Source organism: Georgenia soli, from assembly GCF_002563695.1.
GTDB lineage: Bacteria > Actinomycetota > Actinomycetes > Actinomycetales > Actinomycetaceae > Georgenia > Georgenia soli.
Genome location: NZ_PDJI01000004.1, coordinates 436,158 through 461,644 on the forward strand (window position 1 = coordinate 436,158; position 25,487 = coordinate 461,644).

The 25,487-nt window shown below is 71.0% G+C and carries 24 protein-coding genes; 11 read left to right on the forward strand and 13 right to left on the reverse strand.

Translation table 11 applies throughout. The features are described from left to right. Position 1: 1 nt before the first annotated feature. Entirely contained in the window at positions 2–232 is a 231-nt protein-coding gene (locus tag ATJ97_RS03340) for a sulfurtransferase TusA family protein (protein WP_098482527.1), read from the forward strand. Positions 233–241: 9 nt separating this feature from the next. On the opposite strand, the gene ATJ97_RS03345 is transcribed toward ATJ97_RS03340, so the two are convergent. The 3 genes from ATJ97_RS03345 to ATJ97_RS03355 all read right to left on the reverse strand — a co-directional run bounded on the left by ATJ97_RS03345 (position 242) and on the right by ATJ97_RS03355 (position 3,652). Continuing rightward, the gene (locus tag ATJ97_RS03345) at positions 242–1,210 is read right to left on the reverse strand and encodes a Gfo/Idh/MocA family protein (RefSeq protein ID WP_098482528.1); all 969 of its coding nucleotides are present in this window, start codon (positions 1,208–1,210) and stop codon (positions 242–244) included. A 124-nt stretch (positions 1,211–1,334) separates the two neighbouring features. After that, positions 1,335–2,606 carry a cysteine--1-D-myo-inosityl 2-amino-2-deoxy-alpha-D-glucopyranoside ligase gene (mshC, locus tag ATJ97_RS03350; RefSeq protein WP_098482529.1) on the reverse strand — a complete coding sequence of 424 codons (1,272 nt, stop codon included), beginning with the start codon at positions 2,604–2,606 and terminating at the stop codon, positions 1,335–1,337. Between the two features lie 161 nt (positions 2,607–2,767). After that, positions 2,768–3,652: an undecaprenyl-diphosphate phosphatase gene (locus ATJ97_RS03355; protein WP_098482530.1), complete on the reverse strand. Its 885-nt coding sequence runs from the start codon at positions 3,650–3,652 to the stop codon at positions 2,768–2,770. Between the two features lie 193 nt (positions 3,653–3,845). Here ATJ97_RS03355 and ATJ97_RS03360 point away from each other — a divergent pair, with 193 nt between their 5' ends. Beyond that, a complete protein-coding gene (locus tag ATJ97_RS03360; RefSeq protein WP_245862070.1) occupies positions 3,846–5,237 on the forward strand; it encodes a recombinase family protein in 1,392 nt (463 codons plus the stop codon). Positions 5,238–5,425: 188 nt separating this feature from the next. Here ATJ97_RS03360 and ATJ97_RS03365 read toward each other — a convergent pair whose 3' ends face one another. After that, on the reverse strand, positions 5,426–6,244 hold the full coding sequence (locus tag ATJ97_RS03365; protein ID WP_245862072.1) for a rolling circle replication-associated protein: 819 nt from the start codon (positions 6,242–6,244) through the stop codon (positions 5,426–5,428). 315 nt (positions 6,245–6,559) lie between these two features. Between ATJ97_RS03365 and ATJ97_RS03370 the strand changes: the two genes are divergently transcribed. Continuing rightward, positions 6,560–6,784, forward strand: coding sequence for a hypothetical protein (locus ATJ97_RS03370; RefSeq protein WP_170037088.1), 225 nt, complete (start codon positions 6,560–6,562; stop codon positions 6,782–6,784). A 61-nt stretch (positions 6,785–6,845) separates the two neighbouring features. Here ATJ97_RS03370 and ATJ97_RS19370 read toward each other — a convergent pair whose 3' ends face one another. After that, entirely contained in the window at positions 6,846–7,646 is an 801-nt protein-coding gene (locus ATJ97_RS19370; protein ID WP_143426859.1) for a hypothetical protein, read from the reverse strand. Between the two features lie 547 nt (positions 7,647–8,193). Between ATJ97_RS19370 and ATJ97_RS03380 the strand changes: the two genes are divergently transcribed. The 3 genes from ATJ97_RS03380 (at position 8,194) to ATJ97_RS03390 (ending at position 12,187) form a co-directional block, all read left to right on the forward strand. Further along, positions 8,194–9,171, forward strand: a complete 978-nt coding sequence (locus ATJ97_RS03380) for an aldo/keto reductase (protein WP_098482534.1) — start codon at positions 8,194–8,196, stop codon at positions 9,169–9,171. Positions 9,172–9,306: 135 nt separating this feature from the next. After that, positions 9,307–10,776, forward strand: coding sequence for a serine hydrolase domain-containing protein (locus ATJ97_RS03385; RefSeq protein WP_098482535.1), 1,470 nt, complete (start codon positions 9,307–9,309; stop codon positions 10,774–10,776). Beyond that, the gene (locus tag ATJ97_RS03390) at positions 10,754–12,187 is read left to right on the forward strand and encodes a serine hydrolase domain-containing protein (protein ID WP_211287029.1); all 1,434 of its coding nucleotides are present in this window, start codon (positions 10,754–10,756) and stop codon (positions 12,185–12,187) included. The genes ATJ97_RS03385 and ATJ97_RS03390 overlap by 23 nt, the downstream gene beginning before the upstream one ends. 8 nt (positions 12,188–12,195) lie before the next feature. Here ATJ97_RS03390 and ATJ97_RS03395 read toward each other — a convergent pair whose 3' ends face one another. Beyond that, positions 12,196–12,471 (reverse strand): DNA primase, encoded by a 276-nt coding sequence (locus tag ATJ97_RS03395; RefSeq protein ID WP_098482536.1) that lies wholly within the window; start codon positions 12,469–12,471, stop codon positions 12,196–12,198. 104 nt (positions 12,472–12,575) lie between these two features. Between ATJ97_RS03395 and ATJ97_RS03400 the strand changes: the two genes are divergently transcribed. Further along, the gene (locus ATJ97_RS03400) at positions 12,576–12,815 is read left to right on the forward strand and encodes a DUF5703 family protein (RefSeq protein WP_245862073.1); all 240 of its coding nucleotides are present in this window, start codon (positions 12,576–12,578) and stop codon (positions 12,813–12,815) included. A 21-nt stretch (positions 12,816–12,836) separates the two neighbouring features. Here the strand turns inward: ATJ97_RS03400 and ATJ97_RS03405 are convergent, their stop codons facing one another. After that, a complete protein-coding gene (locus ATJ97_RS03405) occupies positions 12,837–14,180 on the reverse strand; it encodes a M20/M25/M40 family metallo-hydrolase (protein ID WP_098485192.1) in 1,344 nt (447 codons plus the stop codon). 341 nt (positions 14,181–14,521) lie between these two features. On the opposite strand from ATJ97_RS03405, the gene ATJ97_RS03410 reads away from it, so the two are divergent. Both ATJ97_RS03410 and ATJ97_RS03415 read left to right on the forward strand, forming a co-directional pair. Then, positions 14,522–15,946, forward strand: a complete 1,425-nt coding sequence (locus ATJ97_RS03410) for a sensor histidine kinase (protein ID WP_098482537.1) — start codon at positions 14,522–14,524, stop codon at positions 15,944–15,946. Beyond that, entirely contained in the window at positions 15,940–16,587 is a 648-nt protein-coding gene (locus tag ATJ97_RS03415) for a response regulator (protein ID WP_098482538.1), read from the forward strand. The genes ATJ97_RS03410 and ATJ97_RS03415 overlap by 7 nt, the downstream gene beginning before the upstream one ends. 103 nt (positions 16,588–16,690) lie before the next feature. Here the strand turns inward: ATJ97_RS03415 and ATJ97_RS03420 are convergent, their stop codons facing one another. From ATJ97_RS03420 to ATJ97_RS03430, 3 genes are all read right to left on the reverse strand, one after another. After that, positions 16,691–18,448 (reverse strand): PxKF domain-containing protein, encoded by a 1,758-nt coding sequence (locus tag ATJ97_RS03420; RefSeq protein WP_143426860.1) that lies wholly within the window; start codon positions 18,446–18,448, stop codon positions 16,691–16,693. A 224-nt stretch (positions 18,449–18,672) separates the two neighbouring features. Continuing rightward, positions 18,673–18,999, reverse strand: a complete 327-nt coding sequence (locus ATJ97_RS03425) for a hypothetical protein (RefSeq protein WP_098482540.1) — start codon at positions 18,997–18,999, stop codon at positions 18,673–18,675. Positions 19,000–19,086: 87 nt separating this feature from the next. Beyond that, positions 19,087–19,368, reverse strand: coding sequence for a hypothetical protein (locus tag ATJ97_RS03430; RefSeq protein WP_143426861.1), 282 nt, complete (start codon positions 19,366–19,368; stop codon positions 19,087–19,089). A gap of 294 nt (positions 19,369–19,662) precedes the next feature. Between ATJ97_RS03430 and ATJ97_RS03435 the strand changes: the two genes are divergently transcribed. Further along, positions 19,663–20,013, forward strand: a complete 351-nt coding sequence (locus ATJ97_RS03435; RefSeq protein ID WP_143426862.1) for a hypothetical protein — start codon at positions 19,663–19,665, stop codon at positions 20,011–20,013. A 55-nt stretch (positions 20,014–20,068) separates the two neighbouring features. On the opposite strand, the gene ATJ97_RS03440 is transcribed toward ATJ97_RS03435, so the two are convergent. The 3 genes from ATJ97_RS03440 to ATJ97_RS20245 form a co-directional block, all read right to left on the reverse strand. After that, the gene (locus ATJ97_RS03440) at positions 20,069–22,189 is read right to left on the reverse strand and encodes a M3 family metallopeptidase (RefSeq protein ID WP_098485193.1); all 2,121 of its coding nucleotides are present in this window, start codon (positions 22,187–22,189) and stop codon (positions 20,069–20,071) included. Positions 22,190–22,327: 138 nt separating this feature from the next. Then, positions 22,328–23,266, reverse strand: a complete 939-nt coding sequence (locus tag ATJ97_RS03445) for an NYN domain-containing protein (RefSeq protein ID WP_170037094.1) — start codon at positions 23,264–23,266, stop codon at positions 22,328–22,330. An 89-nt stretch (positions 23,267–23,355) separates the two neighbouring features. Then, positions 23,356–24,468 (reverse strand): bifunctional GNAT family N-acetyltransferase/nucleoside triphosphate pyrophosphohydrolase family protein, encoded by a 1,113-nt coding sequence (locus ATJ97_RS20245; RefSeq protein WP_098482544.1) that lies wholly within the window; start codon positions 24,466–24,468, stop codon positions 23,356–23,358. Positions 24,469–24,545: 77 nt separating this feature from the next. Between ATJ97_RS20245 and ATJ97_RS03455 the strand changes: the two genes are divergently transcribed. Further along, positions 24,546–25,406, forward strand: coding sequence for an SDR family oxidoreductase (locus tag ATJ97_RS03455; RefSeq protein WP_098482545.1), 861 nt, complete (start codon positions 24,546–24,548; stop codon positions 25,404–25,406). The last annotated feature ends 81 nt before the right edge of the window (positions 25,407–25,487 follow it).

Below are 25,487 nucleotides of genomic sequence, written 5' to 3' on the forward strand. Positions count from 1 at the left end.
CATGCCCACGAAGACCGTGCTCGAGACCGACGGCCAGGTCTGCCCGTTCCCGCTGGTCGAGGCCAAGGAGGCCATCGCCGCCCTCGAGGCCGGCGACGAGCTCGTCATCAACTTCGACTGCACCCAGGCCACCGAGTCCATCCCCCGGTGGGCGGCGGAGAACGGCTACCCGGTCACCGAGTTCGACCGGCGTGGCGACGCCAGCTGGACGATCACGGTGCAGAAAGCCTGAGCCTCCCCGTCACCGACCCGCAGGGACCGCCCGGGCGGCGGCCGCCTCGATCCGCTCGAGCGCGGCCGCCGTCCGGCGCGTGAGCGCCGCGCCGCCGGGCTCCGGGACGCCGTGCTCGACCCGCCGGGCGAACGCCGCGACCTGGTTGCCGTACTGGTCGCTCTCCACCTCGACGACGGAGCTCTCGCCGTCCCGCTCGATCTGGATCCGGGCGGTCCCGCCCCGGTTGTCGGCCCGGAAGACGTCCGGCAGCCAGATGCTCCCGCCGGTGCCGATCAGCCGGGCCTCGGCCCGGAAGGGCGCGTCGAAGGAGCAGTGCAGGTTGGCGGTGACGTCGCCGTACCGGGCGGCGACGGCCATGCGGGTGTCGGCGCCGCCGGGCCGGTCGCGGTGGGCGACGACCCCGACCTCGTCCGGCTCGGCGCCCGTCAGCCAGCCCAGCAGGTCCACCGGGTAGCAGCCGATGTCCCGCAGCGAGCCGCCGCCGAGGTCCGGGCGCAGCCGGATGTCAAGCGGCTCGGTGCGCGCCAGGGTGAAGTGGAAGGACGACTCGACGGTCACGAGGTCGCCGATCGTGCCGGCGTCGAGCAGCTCGCGCAGCCGCTGCAGCTGGGCGTGGTGGCGGTACATGAACGCCTCCGCCAGCTGCACGCCGGCCGTGGCGCAGGCGTCCTCGACGTCGTCGAGCTCGGCGGTGCTCAGCACGACCGGCTTCTCGCACAGGACGTGCTTGCCGGCGCGGGCGGCGGCGATGATCCACCGGGCGTGGGCGGCGTTCGGCAGGGCGATGTAGACGGCGTCGATGTCCGGGTCCGCGAGGAGCTCGTCGTAGTCGGCGTAGGCGCGCGGGATCCCGAGCTCGGCGGCGAACGCCTCCGCCTTCCCGCTCGCCGACGCGATCGCGAGCACCTCGCCGGCACCTGCGCGCCGGATGGCCGGGATCACGGCCTTGCGGGCGATCCGGGCCGCCCCGAGCACGCCCCACCTGATTTCTGACTGGCAACCTCCACGTTGCGGACCGGACTTCAGGGTAATCGTGCGCCGGACGGACGGAGCGGGACCTCGGCCGCAGAGCGCGGCACCCGCGGGACGGACGAGCGTCCTACAGGGCGACGCCGAGCAGCGCGTCGACGGTGCGCCGGACCAGATCGGGGGCGCCCTCGATCTGCTCCCCCTCGCCGGCGAGGGCGGCGCGCGCCCACTCGTCGACGGCCTCCAGCGCGCGGGCGGAGTCGAGGTCGTCGGCCAGGGCCTCCCGGACCTGCTGCAGCAGGGGCTCGGCGGCCGGGCCGCGCTCCCCCGCCGTCGCCCGCCGCCAGGTCTGAAGCCGCTCGGTGGCGGCGGCGAGGCCGGCGTCCGTGTACTCCCAGTTCGAGCGGTAGTGGTGCGCCAGGAGACCGAGCCGGACCGCCATCGGGTCGGCCCCGCCCTCGACGAGCCTGGAGACGAGGACGAGGTTGCCGAGCGACTTGCTCATCTTCTCGCCGTCGTGGCCCACCATGCCGCCGTGGCTGTGGATCATCACGGGCGACGGCGTGTGGCCCAGCACCCGCAGGTGGGACTCGCTCATCTCGTGGTGCGGGAAGATCAGGTCGCTCCCGCCGCCCTGCACCTCCACGAGCGGGCCGAGGTGCTTGCGCGCGATGCAGGCGCACTCGATGTGCCAGCCGGGGCGTCCGCGCCCGAGCGTGCCGCCGTCCCAGTCGGGCTCGCCGACGCGGGTGCGGCGCCACAGCAGCGGGTCCAGCGCGTGGCGCTTGCCCTCCCGGTCGGGGTCGCCGCCGTTCTCGGCGAAGACCTCCACCATGGTGTCGAGGTCGAGGTGGGCGCCGGTCCCGAACAGCGGGTCAACGCTGAGGTCGGCGTAGACGTCGCCGAGCTCGGGGGTGTCGCCCCCGGCACCCTCGGGCAGGGGCACGCGGTAGGCGCTGCCCTCGGCGAGCATGCGCTCGACGGCCGCGACGACGAGGTCCATCGCCTCGACGGCGCCGACGTAGTGGTCGGGCGGCAGCACCCGCAGGGCCGTCATGTCGGACCGGAACAGGTCCGTCTGCGACTCGGCGAGCTCACGCCAGTCGGCCCCGGTCGCGATGGCACGCTCAAGCAGCGGGTCGTCGACGTCGGTGACGTTCTGGACGTACGTGACGTCCCGGCCGGCGTCCCGCCACGCCCGCACGAGCAGGTCGAAGCTGACGTAGGTGTTGGCGTGGCCGAGGTGGGTGGCGTCGTACGGGGTGATGCCGCACACGTAGAGCGTGGCCGGCTCCTCGGCGCCCCGGGTGGGCGTCAGCGCCCCGGCGGCGGTGTCGTGGAGGTGCACGGCGGGACCGTGACCGGGCAGGGCGGGGACGTCGGGCGCGGACCAGGAATGCACCAGGTGATGCTATCCGGCGCGCGAGGTCCGGCATCCCCGGCGTCCACGGACGCGGAGGCCCGACGACGGAAGCCCGGCCCCGTCGTCGGCAACCGGGCTCCGCCCTCGGGAACCGGGCTCCGCCGTCGGGACGCCTGCCGTCAGGCGCGGGAGGCCTGTCGTCAGCCGCCGGTGGTGTGGCCGGACGGCACGGCGTCGATGACCCCGGCGGTCACGAGGACGACGACGAGCACGGCGAGCACCAGCCGGTAGATCACGAACGGCTTGTAGCTGTTGGTGGAGACGTAGCGCAGGAACCACACGATCACGGCGTACCCGACGACGAAGGCGACGGCGGTCGCCAGCGCGATCAGCGACCCGGGCACTGCGGCGCTGCCTGGGGCGGGCTCGCCGAAGATGACGTCGGAGAAGAGCTTGTAGAAGCCGGAGATCATCACCGCGGGGATGGCGAGGAGGAACGCGTACCGGGCGGCGGCCTCGCGGGTGTAGCCGAGCAGCAGCCCGACGGTGATGGTGCCGCCGGAACGGGAGACGCCGGGCACGAGCGCGAGCGCCTGGGCGAGGCCGAAGAAGACGGCGTCCTTGGTGCTCATGTGGTCCAGCGTCTTGGTGCGCCGCCCGACGCGGTCGGCCCAGCCGAGCAGCAGGGCGAAGATCGCAAGCATCGCGGCGGTGATGTACAGGTGCCGCAGCGTGTCGTCGATGGCGCTCTCGAAGAGCAGACCCAGGACACCGATGGGGATCGAGCCGAGGATGACGAACCAGCCGAGCCGGGCGTCGGGGTCGGTGCGCGGCACCGTGTTCTTCCACGGCCCGACCGGCAGAGCCCCGAACCAGGCCTTGATGATCCGCCAGATGTCCTTGCGGAAGTAGATGACGACGGCGGTCTCGGTGCCGATCTGCGTGATGGCGGTGAAGGCGGCGCCGGGGTCGGTACCGCTCTGGAGCAGCTCGCCGACGATCCTCAGGTGCGCGCTCGAGGAGATCGGGAGGAACTCTGTCAGGCCCTGCACGAGCCCGAGGACGATTGCTTCCCACCAAGTCACGGTCGGCAACGATAGGGCACCCACCCGACCGCGCCATCCCACGACGGGCGGAGCGTGCGCAGGTTCACGTGGTCCGCCAGGCGGAGAACTTTCGAGCGTGACGTTGCGGTCCTACGGACCCGGGAGAGCCGCCACCATGGCGGTCTTCCCCGCTATCGGCTAGTGTGCCCCCCCCCTGGCGACGAGGCAGGCAGTGGCGATCTACGCGCGCATCTCCCAAGACCGTGGCGGGGAGGCGATGGGCGTGGAACGGCAGTTGCAGGACTGCCGAAGGGTCGCCAAGCAGCGCGGCTGGATCGTCGCCGAGGAGTACATCGACAACGACCAGAGCGCTTACAACCCGCGCAAGAAGCGGCCTGCCTACGAGCGGATGCTCGCCGACTTGCGCGACGGACTTCGCGATGGCGTGGTGGTCTATCACCTGGACCGGCTGCACCGGCGTCCGATCGAGCTGGAGCGGTTCGTGGAGGTGTGCGAGCGCGCGGGCATGCGGAGTCTCGCCACCGCCCACGGCGACGTGGACCTCGGAACCGGAGACGGCCTTCTGCTCGCGCGACTGCTGGGCATCGTCGCTGCCAACGAGAGCGACGCCAAGAGCCGCCGCGGGAAGCGGAAGATGCAGGAGATCGCCGAGGCCGGGAAGCCGCACATGGGCGGTCCGCGACCGTTCGGTTTCAAGTCCGACAAGGTCACCCATGAACCCGCCGAGGCCGAGGTCATCCGGACCGCCGCAGAGCGCCTGCTCGCCGGGGACACTCTTACGTCCCTGGTGCGCTCACTGGAAGCGGACGGCGTGCAGACGGTCACCGGCAAGCCCTGGTCGACCACCGCCCTACGGCAGATGCTTCTCAGTCCGCGAAACTGGGGCATGCGTACACGCCAAGACGGTGATCCGGTCAAGGCGGTCTGGGATCCGATCATCAGCGCGCGCGACGGCGAGCGCCTGACCCAGAAACTCACCGACCCCGCCAGGCGCACAAATCGCAGCGCGCGCCGCTACCTGCTCTCGGGCATGTGCCGGTGCGGTCGCTGCGGTGCTGTCCTGGTCTCCCACCCCAAGCAGGGCGTGCGGAAGTACGAGTGCCGCCCGATCGCCAACCGAAAGGGCTGCGGGCGACTGAGCATCACCGCAGCGCCGCTCGAGGAGTGGGTGACCGAAGCGGTGCTGGAACTGCTCGATGACCCGAAACTCACGGCGACGCTCACCACAGGGGGTGAGACCGGGGACGAAGAAGCCGCACAGCTCCGCGCCGACCTCGTCGGGCTGAAGGAACGCCGCGCAGACGCTGCGCAGATGTTCGCCCTTGGTGACATCGACAGGGCCGAGTGGAGCGTCATCCGAAAGACCATCGAGCCACAACTCCGCACTAAGGAGGCGCGCCTGGCCACTCTGACCAACCGCACCGCCGCCGATGCCTACATCGGCCACGGCGACCGGCTACGCAGTCAGTGGCAGAGCCTCAACCTCACCCGTCAGCGCGCGATCATCCAGGCCGTCATAAACCACGTCACGATCCAGCCCGCCGCCGTTCCCGGTCGCCACGGCCTCGACCCCGAGCGCGTCCAGCCCGACTGGGCCTTCTGACGGCGCTGCGGGGGGCCGCGCGCTCGGCGCTGGCGCGCCTTGCGCCCGCGTCCCCTCCGCCCGCGCCCCCAGCAGTACCCCGACCCGGGCAAGTACGAGCTCGTCGGAGACTTGGTCCGGCAGCCCCTGGGAGTCGCGAGAGGCAGTGAGCCATGCCCGCAGCGCAGCGCGATCCACCGCCACCGCGATCACCCGGCCCACGTTGCCGAGACGGCCGGCAGCCCGCCCCAGTCGGGTGAGTCGGCCGAGGACCACTGGCGCGCCGGCGGCTTGCCGAAGAAGTCCGACGCCTTACTCAACGCCTCTGCCGCCGAGCGCCCGTAGACCGGTAACATCTCGGGCTGGAACCCCTCGGCCACGTCGTACCGGTGTCTGCCGAGGTCGCGGCGCGGATCGTCGGTGAAGTCCTTGGCGACGTACTTCGACAGGTAGCCCGCAGCCCGACGCGCCTCCTCCAGCGGCCCCGACCCCACCGGCAGGTCACCGATCAACTTGATGGAGACGAACCCGTGCCCCCACACGTCCCGGATGAGCCGCTGCGGGATGAACTGGCCCACCGCGAAGTGCGCGTGCATTCCGTGCCCACTCTTGTGCCACTCAGGCACCCACGCATACGGGAACGCCCCGCCGCCCATCCGGTCCCGGACCGTACGGAAGAACTCGCCCAGGTCCGCCCGGATCGCCGCAGGGTCGTGGCACCCCTCGCCACGGTAGGTGAGTGTGCCGAGCCGGTTGAGCCGGTTAGCCGCGCAGTACAGGCGCAACTTCTTCCGAGCGCGGCCCCCCGCTACCTGCTTGGACCGGTGCGCGTCACGGGACTGACCCGCTGGCACGAACGCACACTGCGGCGGGATCGAGGGACGGAAGGCACCAGATGCCTCCCCCGCCTGCGGGTACACCCACAGACGCCAACCCGCGCCACGACTGAGACTTGAATCAACCACGATGACCCCAAAAAAGACGCCGACAAGGAAGACCGGCGTCTCTTTTTCGTCATCGTGGTTCATCGGCAGTGGCGCGTGCTGCGGACCGCGCGCCCCCGTGACTCCGATGGTCCCTGTGGCCGTCCGTGCCACTCGCGCCAGACCCCGGGACCAGGGCCTTTTTCAATTTTTTGTCTCGTCACCGGTCGGTCGACGTCCGCAGGCACAGCGAACCACAGTCGCGTAAGTCGCCGCAAGGGTTTCGGACTAGCGGTCACCAGGGCTGCCGCGGGACCGTTCGTCCTCGCCCGCTGGCGCGGCCTGCGGGCGCTGCGTCCCTTGCCACCGGAAGTGCCGGAACGCAGCCGCCGCGAAGGATCGGGCCGTACCGTGCTGACCATGGCCAGGATGACGCAGAAGGAAGCTACCGCCGTCAACGTCTTGCTCGGGTACATGGTCGGCAAGGGCGACTTGCCCCCGCGCGAGGTGGTCTTGTCGCTGGAGACTCTCGCAAGCCGGGCGTACAACCGCCTCCAGGCAGGTTGGGATGAAACAGCGGTGCGTCGCCAGTGGCCACACGCATACGACGACCATCAGACCGACGCCCAGGCAGACCCCGCCTGACCCTCCCGAGTTACGTTGTTAGATCAAGTCAAGCGCGGCGTCTTCGACGCCGCGTAACGGGTCAGGATCCGCCCCACAGCTCAAACACTCCGGTAGCAACGCCTCCCGCAACGGCGCTCACGAGCGCAATACCAATGCCCTGCTTCTGCTGGCCGCTCAGCCGCCGCGCTTCACTTCTGCGTCTCGGGTGCACAAGCGCACCACCGAACGTGCGATTCTTGTAAAACACGTACATCACCAGCGTGAGCGACATCAAAGTGAATGGAATCGCGGAGACCAGCAACTGCCCCAGGGACTGTTCTTCTGCACTTAGAAAACTAGCCGCGCCGAGAACGGCGCCAGCAACGAGGAACACCCATAGGTTCCTGACACCGACGGCGAGACTTGCGCGCACGCTGCGCCTTTCAGCAAGGTAGTCACCGATACTGTCGGCCAGTTCGCGCCCTCCAGGGTCACGTGCCACGGCCCAGATGTAAGAAACACTACGGGCAAGCGTGACCGTGACGAACGGGTGGGATACGGCAATCTGCACGTCTGCAAGCTCTTCTGGAGTTGCATCCTTCAGGTCGTGAGAGTTGTCCGCCACGGCTGAACCGGCACGAATTTCTACGCACCGGTGGACTTCACCGTCTTCTGGACTCGACGGTGGCAACTTCCCCATCAGTTGAGTGAGCTGATCCCGCTCCTCGGCCGAGAGTTCGCTGTACTTACTAGCGAAAGCTGCATCCATATCACGATGCGCCTCGACGCTAGCCTTTTCCATCGCCGCCACGATTACTTCGATGTCGTCTAGATACACCTCGGCACCGGGCACGGTTCTTTTGTAATGCTTCTCCGGCGCGATGGAACGCTTCAGCGGCACGTCCGTCCCCAGTATTCAGTGCGTCATAACAGAACGTCCACAACCGTACCAGCAGGGGTCTTAACGCATAGCGGGCTTGCCGAATTACGTCACGCCCGACAGGTGATGAAGCCCAGCCAGCCGTTGCCAGTGGCGAGCCAACCTCCCGGACGGTCTGCGGGACGTCAGGTGCCACGCACGACAGGCGGAGCAACGATGCACCCACAGGGACACCCCGAGTCCCCGCGCAGTTCGTCGGCGCACGACCTTGCGAAGCGCAGAGGCCGCGAGCCGCGGACTTGCATACGAAACCTTGTGGCAACCAGACACGAAGCACCCCTGACGAGAGGTGCGCGTTGGCTTACTGACCAGTCCACACCTGGGTCTGCCTCATATGCGCGACGCCGTTTAGACCTGAAGGCCATGACAACGGAGACGTTAGCGGACGAACCGACGGCGCATATGGATAGCGACCGGGTCCCCAGGGCGTCTTTCCATGTGATGGCGCAATGACTTCGGCGTTAGAGCCTCGTACGGTCGGACGGCGCCCGCCCACTACCGTGGTGCCATGCAGCAGCGCAGGGTCGGCCGGACGGGCCTGACGGTCTCCAGCATCGGGCTGGGGACCATGACGTGGGGCCGGGACACCGACGAGCACGACGCCGCCGAGCAGCTCGAGGTCTTCCTCGAGGCCGGGGGCACCCTGCTCGACACCGCCGCGACCTACGGTGCCGGCGCGTCCGAGGCGCTCATCGGCAAGCTGCTCGGTGCGTCCGTGGACCGCCAGGACGTCGTGCTCGTCTCCAAGGCCGGGGTGCGCTCGCGCCGCACGGCCGACGGCGGAGGCGTCGTCGACGCCTCGCGCGGCTCCCTGCTCGACAGCCTCGACGACTCCCTCGACCGGCTCGGCACCGACCACCTCGACCTCTGGCTCGTCCAGACGCCCGACCCGGCCACCCCGCTCGAGGAGACGCTCGGCGCGCTCGAGCACGCCGTCGCGACAGGGCGAACCCGGTACGTCGGGCTGTCGAACTACCCGGCGTGGACGACGGCGCAGGCGGCCACCATGCTGGCGCCGCCGTCCGGTCCGGGGCTGGCCGCCGTCGAGGTCGAGTACTCGCTGCTGCAGCGGGGCGTCGAGCGCGAGGTCGTGCCCGCCGCGGGCGCGTTGGGCGCGGGGCTGCTGGCCTGGTCGCCGCTCGGGCGCGGGGTGCTGACGGGCAAGTACCGCGCCACGGTGCCGGCGAGCTCGCGGGCGGCGTCGCCGCACCTGCGCGGGTTCGTGGAGCCGTACCTCAACGACCGCTCCCACGGCGTGGTGGAGGCGGTGACGACGGCGGCCGCCGGGCTCGGGCGGACCCCGCTCGAGGTGGCCCTCGCCTGGGTGCGGGACGCGCCCGGCGTCAGCTGCGCGATCGCGGGCGCGCGCACCGCGGGCCAGCTGCGCGGCGTCCTGGCGGCGGTGGACCTCGAGCTGCCTGCCCCGATCCGCTCCGTGCTCGACGAGGTCACGGCGCCGGAGATCGGCTACCCCGAGCGCTTCTGAGGGGCCTGGCTACTTCGGCTGGTCTCGCCTCCACGCTCCCTTGCCGCGAACCTCTTACGCGGCAGCCCTCTTCACCGCGCGCTCGCCATGGCGCACCATGGGAAGCAGCCCGGGGGCCGACCCCCAGGAGGCACCATGCCCAGCGTCGAGCAGGCCGACCTCACCACAGAGCAACCGCGCGTCCGGGTGAGGGTGAACGAGATCCTCAACCGGCGGCCGGCGGTGGGCTTCGCCCTGGCGGTGGTCCGCGGCGGCGATCTGGAGTCCTTCACCGCGCACGGGCTCGCCGACATCGCCACCCGCCGCTCGGTCACCCTCGACACGGTTTTCCGCGTCGGCTCGATCACGAAGACCTTCACCGCGATCGCCGTCATGCAGCTGGTCGAGCGGGGCCTCGTCGAGCTCGACGCCCCCGCGAACGACTACCTGCGCGCCTACAAGCTCGTGCCCGCCGACCCGGCCCACCGGCCAGCCACGCTGCGCCACCTGCTCACCCACACCGCCGGTGTCAGCGAGCAGGTGCCGCGCTCGGGGCTGCTCCGGCCGAACTTCGGCGAGACCGTCCCGGCCGGGCGGCCGGTGCCGTCCCTCGCGGAGTACTACCGCGGCGAGCTGCGCCTCGCCGCCGAGCCCGGCACTCGGTTCCGGTACACCGACCACGGTCCGGCGACGCTCGGCCAGCTGGTCGCCGACGTGAGCGGGCAGCCGCTGCACCGGTACCTGCACGACCACGTTTTCGCCCCGCTCGGCATGACCGACACGACGATGCTGCCCTCCGAGGTGGACCGGGAGCGACTGGCCACCGGCTACCGGATCGGGCGCCACGGTCCGGTCGAGGTCCCGGCCTTCGAGTACATCCCGGCGGGGGCCGGCGCCGCCTTCTCCACCCCGCGGGACATGGCGCGCTACGCCGTCGCCCTTCTCGCCGGCGGCGGCAACGAGCACGGCGCCGTGCTGCGGGCGGAGTCGCTGGAGGCGATGTTCGCCCCGCAGTACCGGTCGGACCCCCGGCTGCCCGGGCTCGGGCTCGCCTTCTGGCGCGTGGACGCCGGCGGGCACCGCGCGGTCGAGCACCAGGGCGTCATCCCGCCGTACTTCGCGCAACTCTACGCCGCCCCGGACGACGACGTGGGCCTGGTCGCGTTCACCAACGGCACCCGGGGCGGGTCGACCTGGCTCGCGGCGGAGACGGGCGCGCTGCTCGACTCCCTCCTCGGCGTACCGGAGCCGACCGTCCGCGCCGATGTCCCCGAGCGCCCGGACGTCTGGGCCGACCTCTGCGGGCGCTACACCCTCCCCGGCCCGGCCACGCTCACCGACGTGCGGGTGCGCGGCGTCGTCGGCGCCGGCCTCCAGCTTCGGGTGCGCGGCGGCCGGCTCGTGCTGCGGGCCCTCACGCCCGTCCGGGCGCTCTACCGCGGCCTCGTCCTGCACCCCGACGACGACGGCGACCCCTACGCCTTCCGCATCGAGGTGCCCCAGCTCGGGAGCCTGCGGGTGGTGTTCACGCCGCCGTCCGCGGACTCGCCCGCGGCGCTGCACCTGGACGGGATGCCGCTCACCGCCTACCGGGGAGGCAGCCGTGCCGCGGCTCGACACGCGTGAGCTGACCACCGCCGTCGGCCAGGTCCTCAACCGCTGGCCCACGGCGGGGCTGGCCGTGGCGGCCGTCCGGGGCGGCGAGCTGGTCTGGTCCCACCACCACGGGGTCGCCGACGTCGCGAGCGGCACGCCCGTGGACGAGGACACCGTCTTCCGCGTCGGCTCGGTGACAAAGACGCTCACCGCGGTGGCGGTGATGCAGCTGTGGGAGCGCGGGGTCATCGACCTCGACGCCCCGGTGGCCGACTACCTGCGCGCGTTCGAGCTCGTGCCCGGCCGGGCGGACCTCCGCCCGCCGACGGTGCGCCACCTGCTCACCCACACCGCCGGGGTCCGCGCGGTGCGGACCGCGCCGGACCTGCTCCGGCCCGTGCTCGGCTGGGGCGCGCCGCCCGGCCGGGCGCCCTCGCCCGCCGAGTACTACCGCGGCGGGCTGCGCTTCGACGTCCAGCCGGGCACCAAGTGGGCCTACACCAACCACGGGTTCACCGCGCTGGGCCAGCTCGTCGAGGACGTCAAGGGCGTCCCGTTCGCGAGCTACCTGCGCGAGCACGTCCTCGACCCGCTGGGCATGGACAGCTCCGACGTCGTCCGGTCCGACCGGGTGCTCGCCCATCTGGCGACCGGTTACGAGCTGCGCCGCCGCGGCCTGCACCCGGTCGAGGACCTCGAGGTCGTCACGGCGGGCGGCGGCGCCCTGTACTCGACGGCCCGGGACCTGGCTCGCTACGCCGCGGCGCTGCTGGGCGGCGGCGCCAACGGCAACGGCCGGGTCCTGCGACCGGAGAGCCTGGCCCTGATGTTCCAGCCGCACCACCAGCCCGACCCCCGGGTGCCGGGCGTGGGGCTCGGCTTCTACCCCGGCACGGTCGGCGGTCACCGCACGGTGGGCCACGACGGGATCTGGAAGGGCTTCCTCGCCGACCTCCTCCTGGCCCCGGACGACGGCGTGGGGGTGGTCGCCCTGGGCAACACGAGCTCGTTCGACCCTCGCGGGGCGCCCGTGCCCGCGGCGGAGGCGGTGCTCCGCCAGCTCCTCGGTGTGTCCGCGGCGGAGATCCGGACGGACGTCCCGCAGCGGCCCGCCACGTGGGGCGACCTCTGCGGCCGCTACTCGCTGGGGCCCGGCCCGCTGCTGGACCCGCAGCCGCGGATGGTGCTGGGTTCCGCCGTCGAGGTGCTCGTGCGGCGGGGCCGGCTGGTGGTGCGCGGGCGGCGACCGGTCCCAGCCGTGCGCAGGGGTCTACGCCTCCATCCCGACGGCGAGGACCCAGACCTCTTCCGCGTCGACCTGACCGAGATCGGTCCTGGCGTCGTCCCCGTCGCCTTCAGCCGCGGGCCCGACGGCCGGGTGACGGCCATGCACACCGGCCTGCTCGGGATCTCCTACCCGCGGCTGCCCGACCTGCGCTGAGAGAGGGCTCAGGCCTCCTCGTACTCCTCGTCGTCGTCGTCATCGTCGTCGTACTCGAGGTCGTCGTCGTCCTCGTCGTCGTCCTCGGAGTAGATGTCGAACGGGGTATCGACCCCGAAACCGGTGAACAACGCGTCGTCGTAGGTGTCGAATGCATCCATGAGCGTGTTCGCAGCTGCCACGACCGCCGGTGCGTCGCTGTCCTGCGCCGCGGCGACGGCGTCGTAGTGTGCTTCGAACGCAGCGATGAGTCGGTCGAGAGCAGCGCGCGGGTCGTTAGCCATGGCATGAGCCTAGCGGTCCCGTCGGAGCGGCACACCACCGTCTCTGACCTGCGGAAATGCGCCCAGTTTTGAGTTTGACCGCCGACGCGAGGGAGCATATGGGGATGCCGGGCAAGAACCACGAGATGGCCGCCGGGAGGCGCCGCACCGCCTCGTCCACCGCCTACTACGAGTACCGGACCGTCACGCTCCCCCGCGACCTGAGCCGTGGTGACGTGCGCAAGCTCCTCACCGACGAGGCCGAGTACGGCCGGTGGGAGCTGGCCCGGACCCGGCTCTACCTCGGTGGCACGCGGAAGGTGTGGCTGCGCCGCAAGGCGATGCGGGTGCCGAGCACGCTCTGACCCCCGCACCGCCCCGCCGGCTCAGCAGGTGCGCAGCATCCGCTCGAGCACGCGGCAGCCGAAGCGCAGCGCGTCCGCTGGCACGCGCTCGTCGACCCCGTGGAACATGCCGGCGAAGTCCAGGTCGGCCGGCAGCCGCAGCGGCGCAAACCCGTAGCCGGTGATGCCCAGCCGGGACAGCGCCTTGTTGTCCGTGCCGCCCGAGAGCATGTACGGCAGCACCGTGGCGCCCGGGTCCTCGGCGTCGATCGCGCCGATCATGGCGTCGACCAGCCCGCCCTCGAACGGCACCTCGAGCGCCCTGTCGCGGTGGATGTCCTCGAACCGCACGCCGGGGCCGGCGAGGCGGGCGAGGGTGTCCATGACCTCCTGCTCCTCCCCCGGCAGGAACCGCACGTCGACGGAGGCGCTGGCGGAGCCGGGGATGACGTTCGCCTTGTAGCCGGCGTCCAGCTGCGTCGGGTTCGCGCCGGTGCGCAGCGTGGCGCCGACGAACTTCTTCGCCGGGCCGAGCGCGTCGACGAGGCGGTCGATGCCGTCCGGGTCCTCGGGGTCGAACGTGGTGCCGGTCAGATCCGCGACGCCGGTGAGGAGCTGGCGGACGGTACCCGTGAGGTTCAGCGGCCACGAGTGCTCGCCGATGCGGTGGACCGCGCCGGCGAGCCGGGTGACGGCGTTGTCCTGGTTGACCTGCGAGCCGTGGCCGGCGGTGCCGTCGGCGAGGAGGCGCAGCCAGGCGAGGCCCTTCTCGGCGGTCTGGAGCAGGTAGACGCGGCGGCCGTCGATCTCGACGGAGTAGCCGCCAACCTCGCTGACCGCCTCGGTGGCCCCTTCGAACAGGTCCGGCCGGTTCGAGACGAGCCAGTGGGCCCCCATCTTGCTGCCGGCCTCCTCGTCCGCGAAGAGCCCGACGATCACGTCGCGCGGCGGGCGCCAGCCCGTGCGGGCCATGTCGCGCACGACCGCCAGGATCATCGCGTCCATGTCCTTCATGTCGACGGCGCCACGGCCCCAGATCATGCCGTCGAGCTCCTCGGCGGCGAAGGGGTCGACGGACCAGTCGTCGGCGGCCGCGGGGACGACGTCGGTGTGCCCGTGGAGCACGAGGGCCGGACGCGTCGGGTCGGTGCCGGGGATGCGCAGGACGACGCTGGCGCGCCCGGGCGCGGACTCGATGAGCTCGGGGTCCCAGCCGACCTCGGTGAGCAGCTCCATGACCAGCTCGGCCGCGGCCCGCTCCCCCGGTCCGGAGCCGTCGCCGTAGTTGGAGGTGTCCAGGCGGATGAGGTCGCGGCAGATCTGCACCACCTCGTCCTCGGGGCGCACGGCAGGGGTCTCGGCGGAGGTGGTGGGCTGCGTCGTCATCATGGTCGCAGGCTACCCACGTGAGGGGCGCCGTCGTCCTTCCCCTGCTGATGACGGCGCAATCACGTCCGTAACGCGTCGTTCTCGGACACACTCGGACCACTTGCCGACGTGGGCAAGAAGGCTCCGCGCCAGACGCGCGTCACGGTGAGAACCAGCCGCGCACAGATGAAGGACGGTCCATGACGCGCACTGGCGGTACGGCACCCGGGCGGGTGACGGCACCTCCGGCCGGCTCCGGGGAGGTGCAGCGGCCCGAACACGTGCGCGGGTACGAACCGGGGCGACGACCGTCTCCAAGCGGCGGATTCGGACCGGAGAGAGTCCCTACACTCCGGGCCATGTGGTCACCGGGGACCGCGGGACGCCGCCGCGCGGACGTCTTCCGGGCGCTGCCCAGCGGTGCCCTCACGGCCGGCGGCTGGGGCGTCGGGCTGGTCGTCACCTCCTTCATCCTCGGCACGCCGTACCTGGTGTTCGGTTACCACAGTCCCTCCCTGCACCTGGTGCTGGACACGGTCGACGCCTGCGTCGCCCTGCTGGTGGCGTACCTGCTGCACGGGCGCTTCGTCCGCACGGGCAGGCTGCAGGACGTCCTGCTCGCCCAGGGCCTGTTCCTCCTCGCGCTCGCCGGGTTGGGGCTGACGCTCCTGCTCGACGTCCTGCCCGCCGCACGCCCCGAGACTCTCGGCGTCTGGCTGGCGCTGACCCTGCGGCTGCTGGGGGCACTGTTCGTCCTGGCTTCGGCCCTCGCCGGTGACCGCAGGGCCCACCCCGGCTTCGCCGTCTGGGGCCGCGTGGTGCCGTGGCTGGTGCTGATCGCTGTCTTCGGGCTGCTCGCTGTGAACCACGAGCTGCTGCCCCCGGCCCTGGACGCCAGCCCTCCGCCGTCGGCGCAGCGGCCGGTCATCACCGGGCACTCGCTGCTGCTCGTGTCGCACGGCCTCACTGCCCTGTGCTTCGGCATCGCGTCAGTCGCGTTCGCGGTTCACGCCGCGCGGCGGCATGACGAGCTGCTCCGATGGGTCGGCCCGGCTCTCGCCCTCGGCGCCTGCGCCCGCCTCAACTACCTGCTCTTCCCCTCTCTCTACAGCGACTGGCTCTACACCGGTGACCTGCTTCGGACGGGGTGCTACCTGCTGCTCCTGGTCGGCGCCGGCCGGGAGATCGGGGAGTACTGGTCGTCCCAGGCGCAGGCGGCGGTGCTGGAGGACCGACGGCGGCTCGCGCGTGAGCTGCACGACGGCGTCGTCCAGGAGCTCGGCTACATCCGGGCCGAGGCCCGCGTCAGCGCCCCCGGGAGTGCCGAGCGGATCGTCGCCTCGGCGGATCGGGCGCTCGATGAGGCGCGCGGGGCGATCGACGCGCTCGGGCGAAGCGTCGACGAGCCGCTGGGCGCGATGCTCCAGCGGGCCGCGCGACAGGTGTCGGAACGGCACGGCGGCCGCCTCGACACCGAGCTGGACCTGTCCGTCACCGCCGACGCCGAGCAGCGCCATGCCCTCGTCCGGATCACCCGCGAGGCGGTGTCCAACGCGTTGCGGCACGGCCGAGCCCAGCAGGTCGTGCTGACGGTCGAGAACGGCGAACGGGGCCGGCGGCTGACGGTCCGCGACGACGGGCTCGGGTTCGACGTCGAGGCGGCCCGCCGGCAGGCCCGCGGCTACGGGCTGACCAGCATGCGCGACCGGGCGTCGGCCCTGCCCGGCACCTTGACGATCGAGTCCCGGCACGGGGAAGGCACGGAGGTTTCGGTGACATGGTGAGTGCCGGTCCGATTCGCGTGGTGCTCGCGGACGACCATGCTCCGACGCGGGCGTCGGTGCGGCAGGCCCTCGAGGGCGGCGGCTGCACCGTCGTCGGCGAGGCGGCGTCGGCGGACGGTGCCATCGCGCTGGTGAGGGAGCACCGGCCGGACGCTGCCCTTCTCGACATCCAGATGCCGGGCAGCGGTATCCGGGCCGCGCAGGCGATCGGTCAGTCCGCACCGGAGACCGCCGTCGTGATGCTCACGCACTCCAGCGCGGACGGCGACCTCTTCGACTCTCTCCGGGCCGGTGCGGCCGGCTATCTGCTGAAGGACGCGGACCCGCACACGCTCGCCGACGCCCTCCGCGGAGTCCTTGCGGGAGAGGCCGCCATGCCGCCGCGGCTCGTCGCGCGCATCCTCGACGAGTTCCGCGCGCCGGCCAAGCGCCGGTTCTGGCGCGACTCCCCCGCGGCGGGCCGGCTCAGCCCCCGTGAGTGGGAGGTCATGCAGCTGCTCGGCGACGGGCTGTCGACGGACGAGGTTGCCGCCAGGCTGTTCCTCTCCCCGACCACGGTCCGGGTCCACGTGTCCACCGTGCTGCGGAAGCTGCGGGTCAGCGACCGGGACAGCGCGCTCAGGGTCCTCCGCGGCGAGTGACGGGGCGGACGTCTCCGCCGGGCGGCGTACGACGGCACGAACGGGAAGGTCCCCGCCGGATCACCGGCGGGGACCTTCTCGCGAGCCGTGGTGCGGCCGTTCGCTACTTCAGATGGAAGTTGGCGCTGATCGCGGAGCCGTCCTGCGTGGTCATGGTGACCGCGTAGCACGTGCCCGGCTTCTTCGGGGTCTGCCAGTTCTGCACGAACTGGCCGGCCGTGGCGTCGTAGCGCAGGCTCGTGCCGCCGGTGGTCACGAACTCGACCTCATCGGCCGGCGCGTTGCCGCCGGGGCAGGTGACCGCCTTCACGGTGAAGCTCTTGACGACCGTCGTGGAGGTGAGCTCCGTACCGGCGAACGCCTCGAACTTCAGCGGCACGGTGCTGCCGCCCTTGACGGTGTTCCACACGCCGCCCATGTTGACGGGCGAGGTGAAGCCCTTCAGGGTCCAGGGCAGCACCTCGTAGGTGAGTGTCGCGGTCGAGGTGTTGCCGGCGTTGTCCGTGGCCGTCGCGGTGTAGCTGTGCGCGCCGACGGCCGTACCGCCGCCCGTGACGACGCAGGAGGCCAGGCCGGACACCTCGTCGGTGGAGGTGCAGGTGGGGGCGGCCGGGTCGCTGCCGTAGAAGTAGTCTCCGGTCGGGCCGCCCACGAAGGTCGGCGTCGCCGGCGCGGTCTGGTCGACCTTGTAGGCCTGCGTCACGGCCCCGGCAGGGGTCTTGTTGCCGGCGACGTCGGAGAAGGCCGGGCTGGTGAGCTGGACCTCGCCCTCGCCGCTCGTCGTGGCCGTCTGGCTGGCGGTGGCGGGGCCGGACGTCGCGTCGGTGGCAATGAACGTGCCCGTCACGTCGGAGGTGTACCAGCCGTTCGTACCCTTGGTGCCGGAGACCTCGCCGAGGGTCACTGTCGGGGCGGTGCCGTCGCGCTTGATGGTGACGGTCTGGGACGTCGCGACACCGCCGGCGCTCGTGGCCTCGCAGGAGTAGACGGTGGCGTCCTGGTCCGCGTTGATGTTCTGGGCCTCGCACCCGGTCTTCTTCAGCGAGCTGGGCGACTCGGGCTCGTCGACCTTCCAGGTGAGCGAGACGTCACCGGTGTACCAGCCGTCGTTGCCGTCGGGGGCTGCGGGCGAGAGCACGGGGGTGATCGACGGCGCGGTCGGGTCGGTGATGCCGTAGGTCACGGAGGCCTCGGCCGTGAGGCCGCCCTTGTCGGTGTAGGAACAGGAGGCGGTCTGCTCGCCGATGCCGTCGGTCGCGTACGGCCCGCTGACGGCGCTCAGAGTGGCGGCGAAGGTCTGCGAACCGTCCTCGGCGTCGGTGACGTTGCACATGGCAACCGGGACGGCACCCTTGGCGTAGTTGGCGCCGCCCGTGACGCCCTCGACCGCGATCTGCGGCGCGGTGTTGACGGGGGTGGGAGCGACGACGTTGACGGTGAACGTCGCGGGCGCCAGGTTGAACGTTCCCTCGCTGGTGTTGGACGTCTGCCGGACCGAGATGGTCGTAGTACCCGCGGCGACCGGCGTCACGGTCAGGGTCTTGACGTCACCGCAGCTCGTGAAGGTGAGTGAGCCGGGTGACACCGTGGCCACCGCAACATCCGAAGATGACACGGCGAGGCCGAGGCTGGTGCCACCCGTGAGGTTGCACCCGTTCTTCCCGTCGCCGTTCCTTGGGGTCACGTACAGGTCGGTGGTCCCGACGGCCCTACCGACGTTCAACGTCATGATCTCTGCCGTCGCATCGATGGTGGTGTCGAGGTCGTTGCTGATGTCGTCGGCGAGGGCGCTACCGGCCATCCAGCCGAGGAGAAGTGGAATCGCCGCGGCTGTGGCGGCAAGGCGTCGTGTTCTGCGCATGGGGGGAGTCCTTCATCATCGAGAGAGCCCGGGGGGAGGGCGCATCCTGACGCTAGATCGTCACCAATTTCGGCACAGCCTTTCCCGCGTTCAACGTCCTAAACGGCAACATCACTCCAGGTCAGCGCGGCGTTGACCGCCAGCAAGGCGCTGCCGCGCCGCTCCAGAAAGCCCCGCTTCGTCACCTAGCTTCCGCTTCCCCGAGAGCCCCTCACGGGAGCAGGTCAGATGTCCAGACCCGACTCAAACACCTCGCGCAGGAGGCCTTCTGCGGTCGCGTGATCGCGGAGAGCTGACGCAGAGCACACCACGACACCGGGTTCGACCAGCCGCCACCAGGCACCGTCGACATCAACCACGAACACGATGCCGCTGACCTGGTCGGGTGGTACGCCGTGGCGCGAGATCGTCTCCTCGGCCGTTGCGCGCACGAGGTCGTACGGCGCTCCACCCTCGACCTCCTTACGGTCGCTCGAGGCGGACCACCGCTTGGCCTCCTCGTGCAGCGCGACAACTGTCTGGCGTAACGCGGGACCGTCGGCCAGTGCCACGAAGTTCGGCGGCTCGCCGACCGTTCGTGCCCGATCCTCTGCCCGTTCGCGAACCCAGCCCTCGAAGTTGGGTCCTGGCGTCCGGCGTCACCACCGCGCCTCGAACGCCAGGGCGGTCCGCCACCACGCCGCCCAGTGCTCGCCGACGGCGACAGGGTCAGCGTCGTCGAGCAGGTCGCTCCGGTCCGGTGGAGGGTTCGTCAACGGCGGCGGTGCCAACGGGTCGGTGGACGTGTCCAGCCGGAGGGCGTCCCGCACGTAGAGCGCCAGGTCCAGCGACGCCTCACGTTCTCCTCCATCGGCGCTTCCTGGGGCCGGGCCGACCCGGACGTCCGGCGAGAAATCGACCAGCACGAAGATGTTTACCACGACGGCGGCATCCAAATACGGGACGTCACGCGTGAATGTCGAGTGAACTGGTCGCCATACCGACCGCTGGATCTGCAATCAGGCCAATCCAACAACCCGCAGGGGGAAGGCGCGATGCGCGGAAGAATCCAGGACATTTCGAGGAAGCATGCGCGGCGGAGGCGTCCTCACGTTGCCCTCAGCGTCGTCTTTGTCGGCGTAGCGACCACATTGTTGGCCGCGTGCAGTCCCTCGCCCGCGGAACCAGCCGCCGGTGAGCTCAGCGCCGTGGTGGTCTCGCGCGGCGACCACCCCATGCCGTTCGACGGCGGCACAGTCGACTCGTGGTCCCGCGTGATCGTCCTCACCCATGACGAGCTGCTCGCCGCGTTCGAGACCACCTGGCCAGGGCGCGACGCACCGGACGATCACGACATCGCATACGTGGGGATGAACGTGAACGTCGACGACCTCCCGCCCGGCGGCGTCGCCGAGGTCAGCGAAGGCCGCTTCCAGGTGCCGTGGCCGGAGCCGGGCCGCTACCTGTGCCTCGGCGACGAGTACCAGGGAGTCGTGAGGACCGCCGGCTGCGTCCTGGTGGAAGCGGAGGCCCCGGCGAAGGTGACGCTCGAAAGCTCGATCGGCGGCTTCCGTCTCAAGCCCTGACTCGCCGCACCAGCCGGCCGGTACGTGCACCGTCCCGGCCGGCCGACGTCCGTCGTCAGTCCGTCAGGCCACGCCTCTTCAGCAGCGGGTCGATCCGTGCGTCGCGGCCGCGCAGGTCCCGGAAGGACTGCAGCGCGTCCTGCGAGTAGCCGCGCGAGAGCAGCGCGTCGCGGAAGCGCTGCCCGGCGGTCCGGTTGAGCCCGCCGTCGCCGTCCACCGCTCCCTCGGTCTCGAACCACTCGACGGTGTCTGCGTCGAGCACCTCGGACCAGATGTAGGAGTAGTACCCCGCGTCGTAACCGCCGCCGAAGGTGTGGTTGAAGTACGTCGAGCGGTAGCGCGGCGGCACAAGCTCGAGCCCGACGCCGGCGCGCTGGAGCGCCTCGAGCTCGAACGCCGCCACGTCCTCGGCCTCGGTGGGCACCTGCTCGGGCGTGACCTGGTGCCAGGCCTGGTCGAGCAGGGCGGCGCCGAGGTACTCGGTGGTGGCGAAGCCCTCGCCGTACTCGGCGACCGCGAGCACCTTCTCGAGCAGCTCGGCGGGCAGGGGCTCGCCCGTCTCGTGGTGGCGTGCGAACCGGCCGACGACGTCGGGGTTCGACATCCACATCTCGTTCACCTGCGAGGGGAACTCGACGAAGTCGCGCGGCACGTTGGTGCCCGAGAGCGTCGGGTACCTCACGTCCGAGAACAGCCCGTGCAGAGCGTGCCCGAACTCGTGGAAGCAGGTGCGCACCTCGTCCCAGGTGAGCAGGGTCGGCTCGCCGGGCGGCGGCGGGGTGACGTTGAGGTTGTTGACCACCACAGGCTTGCGGCCGAGCAGGTGGGACTGGTCGACGAGGTTGTGCATCCACGCCCCGCCGCGCTTGCCGGCGCGGGCGTAGAAGTCGCCGAGGAACAGCCCGAGCCCGGTGCCGTCCTCCTCCTTGACCTCCCACACGCGCACACCGTCGGCGTAGCCGGCGAGGTCGGTGCGCTCGTGGAAGGTGATGCCGAAGAGGCGGTTGGCGGCGTAGAAGACGCCGTCGTTGAGCACCCGGTCGAGCTCGAGGTACGGCGCGAGGACGGCGTCGTCGATGCTGTAGCGCTCCTTCCGGAGGCGCTCGGCGTAGTAGGACCAGTCCGCGGCCCGCAGGGTGGCGCCGCCGGGAACGTCGGGGTCGGCGTCGAGCATCTCCTGCAGCTCGGCGGCCTCCTTGCCGGCGTTGCGGGCGGCCGGGGCGGCGAGGCGGGCGAGCATCTCGTTGATCGCCGGGGTGGTGGCGGCGGTGCCGTCCTCCGCGACGTAGGCGGCGTGGTGCTCGTACCCGAGCAGCTGGGCGCGCTCGGCGCGCAGCCGCGCAACCTCGAGGAGGATGGCCCGGGCGTCCGACTCGGCGTCGAGGCCGGTCCCCCGCTGCTCGGAGGCCTCCAGGAGCTGTGTGCGCAGCTCGCGGTCGTGCAGGCGGGCGAGGAGTGGCTGCTGCGTGGGCAGCACGAGGGTGATGAGGTGGTTGACGGCGACGCTGCGGTCGCGGGCGTTGCGGGCCAGCCCGGCGAGGGTGCCCTCGTCGAGCCCGCCGAGCCGGGCCGGGTCCTCGACCTCGACGGCGCCGGACTCCATGCCCTTGACCACGCGCTGGGAGAACTCGGTCTCCAGGGTGACCAGGCGGGCGTTGAGCTCGCGGAGGTGCTCCATCTCGGCGTCGGAGAGGCGGATGCCGGCGCGGACGAAGTCCTTGCGGTAGTTCTCCAGCAGCCAGGTGGTCTCCTCGTCCAGGTCGAGCAGCGGGGTGGCGCTGGCGAGGGACTCGAGCCGGGCGTAGATGCGGCGGTCGAGCCAGAAGGCGTCACGGTGCGCGGCGAGCTGCGGGGCGATCTCCGACTCGATGGCGTGGATCTCGTCCCCGCCCACCGAGGAGGCCAGCGTGTAGAACACGGCCAGCACGCGCCGCAGCAGCTCGCCGGAGCGCTCGAGCGCGTCCAGGGTGTTGACGACGTCGGGCACGGTCGGGTCCGTGGCGACGGCCTCCCACTCGGCCCGCTGCGCGGCGATCCCGGCCGCGACCGCGGGCCGGAAGTGCTCGAGGCGCACGGCCGCGAAGTCGGGGAGCCCGTAAGGCAACGACGACGGCGCAGCGAACGGGTTGGCAGGGTCGAGCTGAGTTGCGGCCGTGGTGGCCGTGACGTCGGACATGCGGGTCATTGTGCCGCCTGTCACCGTCGTCCACCCAACGATGTCTACTTCAGGTCACGCCGCTCTCAGCGATAACGGCACCGAGGCTCCGTCGACTCAAGAACGACGAGCGATCCGTTGTCGCACGGGCGTCGAGACTTACGGGGCCACGCCAGCGGGCGTTCTTCTGGGAATGTCGTCCTCCGTGAACCGCTGGGCGTCCCAGACGTATCCCGGGCCCGGCCTGGGTGCATAGCCCGCTCCAGGAACACGACTTCGGAGCCACGCCCCAAATGTCCCCATGCCGCCCCAATTCGCAGGCCGGAGACCGGGATCCGCGTCCTGGGCCGCCTGGGCTACTACCGAGCTGTACACCGGTCCGGGGGCCGTTCGAAGGACCGTAAGTACCCTTTCAACGGCAGCCGTGTCCACCCGCGAATCCGCGCTTGCGAGGATCGGATTGCCTCCAGGTCCACCGAATACTCGCCCTTCGTCAGGAACTGTCCGTTCGTGACTGGGCACCTGCTTCGGCAGCGTTCCGTCCGACCCGCGCACCTGAGGGACGGACGCCTCCACCAGCCGATCGGCCGCCATGACCTCGTCCGCCACGGCCCTGTAAGCGCTGGCGGACGGGCCGGCCGTGATAGCGACAACCCTGCGATCGAATGCGCGGCAGCGGTCGACGAGCGGCGTGAAGTCGGCGTCGCCGGACGCGATGATGAACTCGTCGTACCGCGTGTTAGCGGACAGCGCGTCGACCACGTCTAGCACCAGGTTGATATCTGCACTGCTTTTACCCTGCTGGGTCAGGGACGGACAGTCGATGACCCTGAACCCAGCTCGGGTGAAGAACTTACGAAAGCGACCGTGAACTCGCGGGTTCAGATAACAACGACGGATCAGGAAGCGCCGCCCAACGCCCTCTTGTTGGCCTACATCCCCGAGGGTGGCGACCCAACGTGCCGGCTCGGTGGCGAAGAGCTCAGCGGCCGCAGGATTAAGCTGGCGCAGACCCGAGTAGAGATTGTCGAAGTCGATGAAAAGAACTGCGCGCAGCGTGCGAGGTTCGTCGACGGCGATGTTGGTCTCCTGGGGCACACGAAGAACATATCTTCCGACACAAGAGAGAAATACGACTTTCGGCGACGCGCTGCTCAGGCACCAGCGTCCACGGCGCAAGACGCCCGTCAGGACCGCGGCTTGAACCCGTGGCGGGCCAGCACCCCGGCGATGTCCGGCGGGAAGAAGCCCGGGCCCTTGAGGACCTTGCCGTCCTCGCGGTAGATCGGCTTGCCGTCCGCACCGAGCTTGGACAGGTTGGACGCCTGGATCTCGGCGAGGACGTCCTCGAGCGGGATGCCGCACTCGAGCGCCATGCCGTAGATGACGTACGTGAGGTCGCCCAGGGCGTCGGCGGCCTCGACGGTGTCGCGGGTGCCGTCGTCGGCCGCCATGGCGCGGGTGAACGCGGCTGACATCTCCGCGCCGGCTGCCTTGCCGTAGACCGCCTCGACAAGCTCGGCCAGTTCCTCGGCCACCAGCGCCATGCGCATGTGCACGCGGTCGCGGTCCACGCTCGGCGGGTCCGCGACCACGGGCAGGGCGTAGGTGTCGTGGAACTGGCGGACGAGCGCCTCCGGGTCCCGCGGCGACGGCGAGGCGCCCGCGGCCACCGGCTCCGCCGTCGTGCTCGGAAGGTCTGCGGTCAGGGAAGTCTCCGGCTCCGCCGTCGTCTCCGGGCCGTCCCAGGGGGCGACGGGCGTGCGCGGGTCGTCCTTGTGCAGCGAGCCGATCCAGGAGTCCCTGAGCTCGCCGCGCTGGACGTTGAGGCCTCGGACGGTGCCTTCCTTGCGGAAGCCGTGCCGCCAGACGGCGCGCCAGGACGGCCAGTTGCCGACGTCGGCGCGCCAGTGGACCAGCTCGAGCCCGATCGGGCCGAAGGCGGCGTCGAGGACGAGCTCGATGGCCCGGGTGAGGTAGCCGTGGCCGCGCGCGTCCGGGGCCATCCAGTAGCCGATCTCGCCGCGGCCGTGGGCGACGTCGTGCAGGTCGACCATGCCGACGAGGCGGTCGTCGGCCGTGGTGCGGATCGTCCAGGTGGGCGCGCCCTTGTCCCACGCCTCCGGGACAACCTCGGTGAGGAAGGTGACGGCGTCGTCGCGGGTGTAGGGGCTGGGGACCGTGGTCCAGCGCTGGATCTCGGGGTCCACGCAGATCTCGGTGACGCGGTCGATGTCGTCAGGCGTGGGTGCGGACAGCACGAGGGTGCCGTCGGGCGAGCGGAGGTCGAAGCGGTCCATGGAAGAAGACCGTAGTGCGTGCCGGGGACACTCCCGCTCGGCGTGCGCGGCTCGCGGACCTCCCGGAGGCTGGGGCCATGAACGTGGACACCGAGTCGATCAAGAACCTGCCCGAGCAGAGCCAGGAGTGGCCCGGCCGCACGGACCAGATGGATCCGGTCCCCGACCACGGCGAGGAGTCGTACCGCGGGCGCGAGCGGCTGGTCGGCAAGAAGGCGCTGATCACCGGCGGCGACTCCGGGATCGGCCGCGCCACGGCGATCGCCTTTGCCAAGGAGGGCGCCGACGTCGCCATCGCGTACCTGCCGCAGGAGCAGGACGACGCCGAGGAGACCAGGAAGCAGGTCGAGGCGGCCGGTCGGACATGCGTGCTGTGCCCCACCGACCAGCGCACCGAGCAGGCCAACATCGAGCTCGCCGAGAAGGCGGTCAAGGAGCTCGGCGGCATCGACATCCTCGTCAACAACGCCGGCTACCAGATGGCGCAGGACGGGCTCGCGAAGATCAGCGACGAGCAGCTCCGCCGCACCTATGAGACGAACATCTTCTCGATCTTCTTCCTCACCAAGGCGCTGCTCCCCCACCTCAAGGAGGGCGCGAGCGTCATCAACTGCGCGTCGATCCAGGCGTTCCAGCCGTCGGAGACGCTGCTCGACTACGCCTCGACGAAGGCGGCGATCAACAACGCGACCGTGAACCTGGCCGCTGAGCTCGGCCCGCGCGGCATCCGGGTCAACGCCGTGGCGCCGGGACCCATCTGGACGCCGCTGCAGCCCTCGACCAAGCCGAGCGTCAAGGACTTCGGGATGAACACCCCGCTCGGGCGGCCCGGGCAGCCGATCGAGGTGGCGACGGCGTTCGTGTACCTGGCGAGCGACGAGGCCAGCTACGTCTCCGGCACCGTCCTCGGGGTGACCGGAGGCAAGCCGGTCTTCTAGGTTGTGGCTTCCCTCACGAACGACGCCGGAGCGGCCTTTGGTGGTCGAGAGGCCCTCCTCCACCGTGCTATCTTTTTCGTC